Origin of the sequence: Promicromonospora sp. NPDC060204, assembly GCF_042728455.1 — a bacterium.
Taxonomy (GTDB): Bacteria; Actinomycetota; Actinomycetes; order Actinomycetales; family Cellulomonadaceae; genus Promicromonospora.
In genome coordinates, this window is the sequence record NZ_JBHWZO010000248.1 from 1 (window position 1) to 9243 (window position 9243).

8 protein-coding genes are annotated in these 9243 nt (G+C 72.4%); all 8 read right to left on the bottom strand.

Annotated features, from left to right (window positions below; genetic code table 11):
* Window positions 1-41 precede the first annotated feature (41 nt).
* The gene (locus tag ACFWEJ_RS23640) at window positions 42-1652 is read right to left on the bottom strand and encodes an FAD-dependent oxidoreductase (RefSeq protein WP_377231627.1); all 1611 of its coding nucleotides are present in this window, start codon (window positions 1650-1652) and stop codon (window positions 42-44) included.
* A gap of 8 nt (window positions 1653-1660) precedes the next feature.
* Window positions 1661-2743, bottom strand: a complete 1083-nt coding sequence (locus tag ACFWEJ_RS23645; RefSeq protein WP_377231628.1) for a LacI family DNA-binding transcriptional regulator — start codon at window positions 2741-2743, stop codon at window positions 1661-1663.
* Window positions 2740-3807 (bottom strand): ABC transporter ATP-binding protein, encoded by a 1068-nt coding sequence (locus ACFWEJ_RS23650; protein WP_377231629.1) that lies wholly within the window; start codon window positions 3805-3807, stop codon window positions 2740-2742. The genes ACFWEJ_RS23645 and ACFWEJ_RS23650 overlap by 4 nt, the downstream gene beginning before the upstream one ends.
* A complete protein-coding gene (locus ACFWEJ_RS23655) occupies window positions 3804-4928 on the bottom strand; it encodes an ABC transporter ATP-binding protein (protein ID WP_377231630.1) in 1125 nt (374 codons plus the stop codon). The genes ACFWEJ_RS23650 and ACFWEJ_RS23655 overlap by 4 nt, the downstream gene beginning before the upstream one ends.
* A complete protein-coding gene (locus ACFWEJ_RS23660; protein WP_377231631.1) occupies window positions 4928-5860 on the bottom strand; it encodes an ABC transporter permease in 933 nt (310 codons plus the stop codon). The genes ACFWEJ_RS23655 and ACFWEJ_RS23660 overlap by 1 nt, the downstream gene beginning before the upstream one ends.
* A gap of 5 nt (window positions 5861-5865) precedes the next feature.
* The gene (locus ACFWEJ_RS23665; protein ID WP_377231632.1) at window positions 5866-6936 is read right to left on the bottom strand and encodes an ABC transporter permease; all 1071 of its coding nucleotides are present in this window, start codon (window positions 6934-6936) and stop codon (window positions 5866-5868) included.
* Between the two features lie 2 nt (window positions 6937-6938).
* Window positions 6939-8600 carry an ABC transporter substrate-binding protein gene (locus ACFWEJ_RS23670; RefSeq protein WP_377231633.1) on the bottom strand — a complete coding sequence of 554 codons (1662 nt, stop codon included), beginning with the start codon at window positions 8598-8600 and terminating at the stop codon, window positions 6939-6941.
* A 345-nt stretch (window positions 8601-8945) separates the two neighbouring features.
* Window positions 8946-9243: hypothetical protein (locus ACFWEJ_RS23675; RefSeq protein ID WP_377231634.1), on the bottom strand; the 298-nt coding region annotated here is incomplete at its 5' end.

Consider the following 9243-nt stretch of genomic DNA (forward strand, 5'->3'; position numbering starts at 1 on the left):
ATCTCGGCGAGTTCGGTCACCTGCCTCTGATCACCTCCCCCTCAGTCGCGGTGCGTGCGGATGTGGTCCGGCCAGGCGAGCGTGATGCCGAGGGTGTCGGTGAGCAGGCGCTGGTAGTCGGCGAGCCGCTCGGGGTCGCTGCGCACCTTGCGGGGCGGCAGGCCGCGGTCGAGGCAGAACGCGACGAGCGCCCCGACGGCCTCGCCGATGCCCCACTCCACGGGGTGCAGCCGGTAGCAGCCGTTGGTGATGTGCGTGGTGCCGATGTTCTTGCCGGCGGGGAGCAGGTTCTCCACCCGCACCGGCACGAGGGCGCCGAGCGGCACCTGGAACGGGTACGCCTCGATGTCCACGTAGGTGCGGCCGGCCGTGCTGGGGTGCAGGTCGATCCGGTAGCGGCCCAGGCCCACGGTGTCGGGGAAGACCTCGCTGCCCGCGCCGTCGGGCCGCGCCTGGACGCCCACGTGCTGCTCGGTGACGGTCAGCTCCGCCTTGATGCGGCGGGCCTCGCGGATGTACGGGGTCTTGGCCAGGCCTTCGGGCGTGCCGGTCACGTCGGGGCGCAGGCGCAGGCCGGGGTAGCCCGTGCCGCCGTCGGGCCGCGGCGCCTCCGTCTGGAGCCAGTGCAGGAACGAGAACGACAGGTCGCGCGCGCCCGCGAGCGCCGCCGCGCGGGCGGCGTCGTCGACGCCGGGGCCGAGCAGGGGCGCCGCCCAGTAGTCGATCTGGGGCCAGTTGACGATCGTGACGTCGCGGACGGCGCCGTCGGCGAAGTTCTCGCGGGCCAGGACGCGGCGGAAGGTCCACAGCGGGAAGTGGGCGTTGCGGGCGTGGTCGGCCTCGAACAGGCGCGAGGTGCGCGGCTGCAGGGTGATGGGCACGACGTCGTCGAAGGAGAGCTGCGGGCCGGGCCAGAAGGGTGCGACGGCGGTGCGCCAGTACGCGTAGCCGGCGGGGCGGTCGACGGTGTGGTCCTCGCCAGGCCGGTGCTCCAGCGCGAAGCACCAGGAGATGGCTTGCTGGTCCAACGGGTCGGCGACGGCGGGGGCGTGCGGCTCGCCGGTCTCGTCGCGGCCCTCGGCGCCGATGACGTGCTCGACGTCGGCGAGCTCCAGGAGGTCGCCGAGCTCGGTGGCGTCCACGACGTAGTCGGCGTGCACGGTGGTCTCGTGGCCGTCGCGGGTGTCGCGCAGGGTGACGGCGTCCACCTCGTCGCCGGAGGTGTGGGCGGCGACGGGGTCGTGGCACAGCAGGAGCTCGATCTGCCCGCCGGCGCGCCAGGGGGCGATCATCTCCTCCAGCACGGCGGCCGCGACGCGTGGCTCGTGGCACAGGTGGCTGACGATGCCGAGTCCGGGGTCGAGCAGGGGGTCCGCGGCGGCGCGGGGGGTCAGGGGGTAGTTGCGCCGGTAGTAGTCGCGCACCCGACGGCGCAGCTCGGCGTACCCGGGCGGGGCGTACCGCTCCTCGATCCAGGTGTGCTCGTCCGGGGGCACGGCCTGCGCGGTGAGCTGGCCGCCGAGCCAGTCGGTGGGCTCGGTCAGCACCACGCGCCGGCCCAGCCGGGCCGCGGTCAGTGCGGCGGCCACGCCACCCATGCCGCCGCCCACGATCAGCACGTCCGTCTTGCGCTCGCCGATACCCGCGCTCATGCCCGCGCTCATCCAGGGTTCCCCTTCGTCGGTGCTGCTGGTCCGGCCGGCGGCGCGGCCACGGTCTCTCCGTCGACGACGACGCACTCCACGAGCACGTCCGCGACCGGCTCTCCGGGCTCGTCGAGCATGCCGACGAGGGTGTCGATGGCGAGGCGGCCCACCTCGCGGCGCGGGATCTGCAGGCAGTCCCAGCGCACGGCGGCGTCGGGCGCCACGCCCTCCAGCACGGCGACGGAGACGTCGCGCGGCACGGTCAGCCCGCGGGTGGCGAGCTGCTCGGCGAGCGGGTGGGCGAGCCACTCGGCGTCGGCGACCACCGCGGTGACCTCGCCTGCGGCGACCGCGTCGAGCCAGGCGGCGTCGAGAGCGCCGTCCTCCAGGCCGGGGCGCGCGGGCGAGAGGTCCCGCAGGCCGCGCCGCGCGACGGCGGACTCGTAGCCCCGCCGCCGGTCCGCGTAGGACTCCTCCTCGATGCCGGCGCGCAGGTAGGCGACCCGCTCGTGCCCGAGGTCGGCGAGGCGGTCGACGATCGCGGCGGCGGCCGACTCGTAGTCGGGCACGACGCACGTGATGCGCGTGCCGGGCACCTCACGGCGGCCGATGTGCACGAACGGGTAGCCGTCGGCCTCCAGCCGGGCCAGCTCCGCGCGGTCGGCCGCGACGCCGAGCAGCACCGCGCCGTCGGCCACGTTGAGGCGGTTCACGCCGTCGCGGTAGACGCGGCGGCGTCCGTCACTGCCGCCCGTGGAGGTGAACAGCACCAGATCGTGGTCGATCTCCTCGGCCCGCTCCTCGATGCCGAGCAGGAACTCGAAGTAGAAGTCCTCGCGCGCCCGCGGGAACACCGCCTCGAAGGTGTGCACGCCGAGCAGGCGGTTACGGCCGGTGCGCAGCTTGCGCGCCGTCGGGTTGGGCACGTAGCCCAGCTCCTTGATCGCGTCCTGGATGCGCCGGACCGTGGCCTCCGGGATGCGCGCGGCGTCCGTGTCCCCGCCGATCACGCGGGACACGGCGGACTGCGAGACGCCGGCCAGGCGCGCGACGTCGGACTGGCGGGGCGCCCGGGCGCGGCGCGGGGTGGTGGTCACTCGTTCTCCTGTGCGGTGGTGCGGTCGGCGGCGTGCAGCCAGCAGCGGGCCCAGCGGCCCTCGCCGAGGTCGGTGCGCGGCGGCGCCTGCGTGCGGCACACGTCCATGGCGAACGGGCACCGCGGGTGGAACCGGCAGCCGGCCGGCGGGTCGATGAGGCTGGGCGGCTCGCCCAGGCCGTCGGCGTCGGCGTCGAACAACGCCTCCCGGTCACGCGCGCCCCGGCCCGGGTCGGGCGACGACTCCACCAGCAGCCGCGTGTACGGGTGCTGCGGGTCGGCGATGACCTGCTCCTTGGGCCCGCCCTCGACCATCTCCCCGGCGTACATCACCACGATGTCGTCGCACAGGTAGCGGGCGCTCGCGATGTCGTGCGTGATGTAGAGCAGCGCCAGGCCGTCCTCGGTGCGCAGCCGGTCGAGCAGGTTGAGCATCTCCAGGCGGATGGACACGTCGAGCATCGAGATGGGCTCGTCGCCGAGCAGCACCTTGGGCTCCACGGCCAGCGCGCGGGCGATGACGACGCGCTGCCGCTGCCCGCCGGAGAGCTCGTGCGGGAACTTGTCCACGTACTGCTCGGCGGGCGTCAGGGCCACGCGCTCCAGCAGCTCCCGCACCCGCCGGTCCAGCTCCGCCTTGCCGCGCACCCCGTGGTGCAGCTTGAGGGGGCGCTCCAGGTTGTGCCGCACCCGGTGCAGCGGGTTCAGCGAGCCGAACGGGTCCTGGAAGACGATCTGCACGTCCTTGTGATATTCACGCTCCACGCGGCCGCGCCGCTGCCGCACGGGCTCGCCCTCCAGCGCGATCTCGCCGCTCGTGGGCGTGTAGAAGCCGGCCAGCAGCCGGGCCAGCGTCGTCTTGCCGCTGCCCGACTCCCCCACGAGCGCGACCACCCTGCCGCGGTGCAGCGCCAGCGAGGCGCCCTCCACGGCGCGCACCACCGAGCGGGCGCCCACGGCCGAGCGCACCTCGAAGTGCTTGGTCACGTCCACGGCCTCCAGCACGGGGATGTCCGCGCTGGGGGCGCCGGGGGCGGACGGCGCGGGAACGGTGGTCGCGGTCATCGGGATCCTCCTTCGGTGCGGACGGACGCCGGGCCGGACGCGACGCCGGACGCCGAGTCAGGTGCCGGGTCCGGTCGCGCGGTCGGGTCGTGCAGCCGGCACGCGACGGCGTGCCCACCCTTCGTCACGAGCTCCGGCAGGTGCGTGTCGCACCCCTCGAAGCGGTCCGCGCACCGCGGGTGGAACGGGCAGCCCGACGGCGGACGGCGCAGGTCGGGCGGCGTGCCGGGGATCCCGGTGAGCCGCGTCAGGGGCGCGTGCAGCGGCGGGAACGAGTCGCGCAGCCCGCGCGTGTAGGGGTGGCGCGGGTCGTCGTAGAGCTCCCGCGCGGTGCCGAGCTCCACGATGCGCCCGGCGTACATGATGGCGATGCGGTCGGCGAGCTCCAGCAGCAGGGACAGGTCGTGCGTCACGAAGACGACGGCGAACCCCAGCGTCCGGCGCAGCCGCAGCACCTGGGCCAGGATCTGCCGCTGCATGACGACGTCGACCGCCGTCGTCGGCTCGTCCATGACCACCAGCTCCGGGCCGCACGCGAGCGCCAGCGCGATGCTGGCGCGCTGCCGCATGCCGCCCGACAGCTCGTGCGGGTAGCTGCGCGCCCGGTCCCCGGAGATGCCGACTGTCGCCAGCAGCTCGGCGGCGCGCGCCCAGGCGGCGTCCTTGCTCAGGGACCGGTCGTGGGTCCGGAGCGCGTCGGCGAACTGCGCGCCGAGCCGCATCACGGGGTTCAGGGCGTCCATGGCGCTCTGCAGCACGATCGACAGGGAGGTCCAGCGCAGCGCGCGCAGGGCCTTGGGGCTCGCGGTGACCAGGTCGACGGCAGCGCCGCCGTCGCGCGGCTGGAAGACGATACTGCCCGCGGTGGTGACGGCGGGCGGCCGCTGCAGCCTCGTGAGGGCAGTGATCAGGGTCGACTTGCCGGAGCCGGACTCGCCGGCGACGCCCAGGATCTCGCCGCGGCGCAGCGTGAAGGTGACGTCGGCGCAGGCGCGCACCGGGTCGCCGTCGGTCACGTACTCCACGGTCAGGCCGGTGACGCGCAGGACGTCGCCCGTGGTGCTGGTGGTGTCCCTCTCGGCGTCGGACTGCTCGGTCTCAGGCACGAACTGGGTGACCATCAGGCATCGCTCCCCACGGAGGTCTCGGCAGCGGTCTCGGCGGCGGTCTCGGCGGCGCGGTCCTGGGTGCGGCGCACCACGGAGCGCCGCACCGTGCGCAGCTTCGGGTTGGCCAGCTCGTCGACGCCGAAGTTCACGAGCGTCGCCGCCGTCGCGACCAGGGCGATGCACAGGCCCGGGGGCACGAACCACCACCACATGCCGCGCAGCACCGCGCTCTGCTGCTGGGCGGCCTGGATCATGGTGCCCCAGCTGATCGCGCCGGAGTCGGAGATGCCGAGGAAGGCGAGTCCCGCCTCGGCCATGACGCCGCCGATGACGCCCGACAGGAACATCGCGGCGATCCAGCCGGTCAGGTGCGGCAACACCTCGTGGAACAGCAGCCGGTGGTGTGGTTCGCCGAGGGTGCGCATGGCGAGCACGAAGTCGCGGTTGCTCACGCTCATGGCCTGGGCGCGGATGGTGCGGGCGCCGCCCGACCAGCCAAAGAAGCCGATGATCAGCGCGATGACCCACAGCCCCGTGCCCTGCATGTACCCGGCGACGATGAGGATGAGCGGCAGCACGGGCATGACGATGAACAGGTTGGACAGGAAGTTGAGCCAGGAGTCGGTGCGGCCGCCGAAGTACCCGGCCGGCAGCCCGACCAGGATCGCGAGCGCCGTGCCGATCACCGCCGAGAGGAACCCGACGAACAGCGAGCCGCGGGCGCCCTCGATGGTCTGGGCCAGCACGTCCTGGCCGAACTGGGTGGTGCCGAGCCAGTGCTCGGCGCTGGGCGGCAGGCCGATGGCCGTGAGGTCGTTGGCGCGCGGGTCGAGGCCGGGGATGCTCGACGTCAGCCACGGCCCGAGCAGCGCGAGGAGCACGAAGAAGCCGATGACGGAGAGGCCGACGCGGACCTTCCAGCCCTTCAGCAGTCCTGATCTCATGGCGCTCACCCCTGTTCCCGGATGCGGGGGTCGAGCACCACGTAGAGCGAGTCGGCCAGGAGGTTGGCGAGCAGGGTCGCGAGCGTGACGATGAGGAAGACCCCCTGCATCATCGGGTAGTCACGCTTGTTGAGGGACTCGAACAGCAGATAGCCGATGCCGGGATAGCTGAACACCGTCTCGGTCAGCAGCGCCCCGCCGATGACGCCGCCGAGCGCCATGGCGAAGCCGGTGAAGCTCGGCAGCATGGCGTTGCGCGCGGCGTAGCGCAGGATGACGCGGCCGCGGGAGAGGCCCTTGGCCTGGGCGAGCAGCACGTAGTCCTCCCGGACGGTCGTGACCGTCATGTTCCGCATGCCCAGCAGCCAGCCGCCGAACGCGGAGAACACGATGGTCGCGGCGGGCAGCGCCCCGTAGTGCATGACCGAGGCGAGGAACGGCAGGTTGAAGCCCTCGGCGAGGTTGGCGTCGTAGCCGCCCGACAGGGGGAACCAGCCGAGCACGAACCCGAACACCCACAGGGCCAGCAGCGCGACCCAGAAGTACGGCACGGACGACAGGAACGCCGTCAGGGGCGTGAGGATCGAGTCGAGCCGGCTGCCGGCCTTCCAGCCGGCGATCACGCCGAGGCCGGTGCCGAGCACGAACGCGAGCACGGTGGTGGTGCCGACCAGCAGGAGCGTCCAGGGCAGGGCCTCCAGCACGAGCTCGCTGACGGGCACGGGAAAGTTGACGACGGAGACGCCGAGGTCGAACCGGGCGAGCTGCCCCAGGTAGCCGAGGAACTGCTCGCCGAGGTTCTGGTCGGGGTCGCCGAAGATCGCCCGGATGCTCTCCAGGGTCTCCGGCGGCACCTGCTGCCCGCTGACCCGCTGCAGCTCCTCCACGATCGCGGAGGACGGGTCCCCCGGCATCAGGCGCGGCAGGAGGAAGTTGAGCACGATCGCGGCGGCGGCCGCCGCGACGTAGAAGCCCAGCCGGCGCAGCAGGAACCCCCAGCGGCGCACCGCCCGCACGGCCGCGGGCTGGCCGCCCGGCGCCGGGTGAGCCGGCGCGGGCGCCTCCGTCGTCGTCATGGTCAGCCCTCCGCCGGCTCGAGGCCGAGCAGCGTGAGGATGAGGTCCGGCCCCATCCCGACGAAGGGGATGTGGTCGAAGTTGTCCGGCGTCGGCCAGCCAGACCAGCGAGTCGCGTTGATCTCGACGAAGTAGAAGTTGTCGTACAGCGGGCTGAACGGCACCTCGTCCACGACGAGGTCCTGCATCCGCAGGCCCAGCTCCTTGAGCTCTGCCTCGTCGTCGGTGCTCTCCATCGCCGCGATGATCTCGTCGGCCTCGGGGTTGGAGAAGCGGCCCTGGTTGAGCGTCGCCTTCTCCCCCACAGGCACCACGAAGTCGCCGTCCAGGAAGCCGTAGACGCCGTAGATGCCGGCGCCGCCCGTGGACGCCGCGGTGATGTCGAAGTCGCCGAGGTTCATCGCGTCGTAGTAGCCCGCGGTGGGCTGCCCGGCGGGCTTGACCTCGACGCCGAGCGTGTCGCGCCAGCCGTTGATGAGGATGTCGGCGTAGCTGCCCCAGGCCCAGTCGTTGTTGAACAGGATGGTGGGCTCGTAGCTCTCGCCGTCCTTGACGAGGGCGCCGTCCTTGACGGTCCAGCCGCCGTCGGCCAGCTCGGCCTTCGCGGCCTCGGCGTCCACGGGCCACGGGTCGGCGAGCTCCGGGTTGATCCAGTCGGCGTAGACCGTTGCGTTCAGCCCGGTGGGTCCGGCCTCGGTGCCGGGACGCTGGAGCGTGGTGGTGATCGCGGTGCGGTCCATGGTCATGGCCAGCGCGCGGCGCACGTGGACGTCGTCGAACGGGGGCCGGCCGGCGTTGAACATCGCCGACATCGCGCCGCCGTTCGGGTAGAGCTGATACAGGTTGTGCTCCGGGTCCTTGGCCGTGTACTCCTGCTCGCCGTTGGCCCAGGAGCCCTGCGCGATGTCGATGTCCCCGCGCAGGAGCTGCGCCTTGGCGGCGTCCGCGCTGGTGGGGATGATCTTGTAGGTCGACATGGGCAGCTCGCCGCCCCAGTAGTCGTCGCGCGCGGTGAGCGTGACCTGCTGCGGCTTGAACTCGGTGAGCGTGAACGGCCCCGTGCCGACGGGCTCCGGGTTGGTCCAGGTGTTGAGGTCCTGGTCGCGCCAGATGTGCTCCGGCACCATCGGCAGCAGGATGTTGGCGAACTGCTTGACCGTCGCGAACGACGGCTCCGCGAACGTGACCGTGAACGTCAGGTCGTCCACCTTCTCGGCCTTCTCGTAGGTGACGCCCGCGATCGAGAACTCCGGCTGCTCGATCGGCAGGTTCAGCGAGAAGACGGCGTCGTCCGCCGTGAAGGGCTCGCCGTCCGAGAACGTGACGCCGTCGCGCAGGTGGACCGTGAGCGTGGTGCCGGCGTCGTCGAACTCCCAGCTCTCTGCGAGCCACGGCTCGACCACGGCGCCGTTGCTGTAGTCGACGCGCATGAGCGGCTCGTAGACCAGCTCCATGTTGGGCGCCTTGTCGACCGCGGGGCCCACCACGTTGTAGTTGTGGACGAACGTGGTGCCGCCGTCCGTCTTGCCGTAGATCATCGTGTCGTCGCGCCCGCCCGCGGTCCCGTCGCCGGACGACGAGCCGCCCGCACAGGCCGAGGTGAGCAGGACGAGTGAGACGACCAGCGCTGAAACGCGCCGCCCGAACGATCGTGCGTGTCCCATGCCAGATCCCTTCCGCTTCGTCGAGGTGGATCACCGCGCATCTGCTGCGCATGTTCTGCTCATACGTATGAGCAGCGGCTCGCGACGGTGCGGAGGGTTGCTCTTACGTATGAGCGAGGACATTAGGGGCGGGTCGGGCGGGGTGTCAACACCCTCGGCCGGAGGTTTTGAGCGCGAGGTTCAGGGGAGCTCGCGGGCCTCAGGCGGCAGCTCGTCGTCGATCGCCGCCCGGACGAACTGGACCAGGGAGTGCTCCGGACCGAGGGTGAAGCGCTTGGACACCTTGAAGACCGGGTAGGCGCCGAACTGGGCGCTCTGGACCGCGGCGGTGCGCTGGTCGGCGTCCTAGGTCCAGTGCGCGTCCGTGCCGTGGCGCACGATCACCTCGCCCACGTAGGCGCCCATGCCGAGACTGAATCCCTTGTCGAGGTCCGCGGGGGACGCCGACTCCGGCAGGGTGCCGATCAGAACCTCGAGCGCCGTGATCGACTCGACCGTGTGGTCGAAGAGGTCGAGTGGTGAGTCGATGCGACTCCCGACGGAAGGCACCAGACGGCGCCGACGACGACGGCCGGCGAGGGCGGCCGGCAACCGCGCAGGCAAGGGCGGCCGGCAACCGCGCCGGCGAGGTGCGCTTCTACCC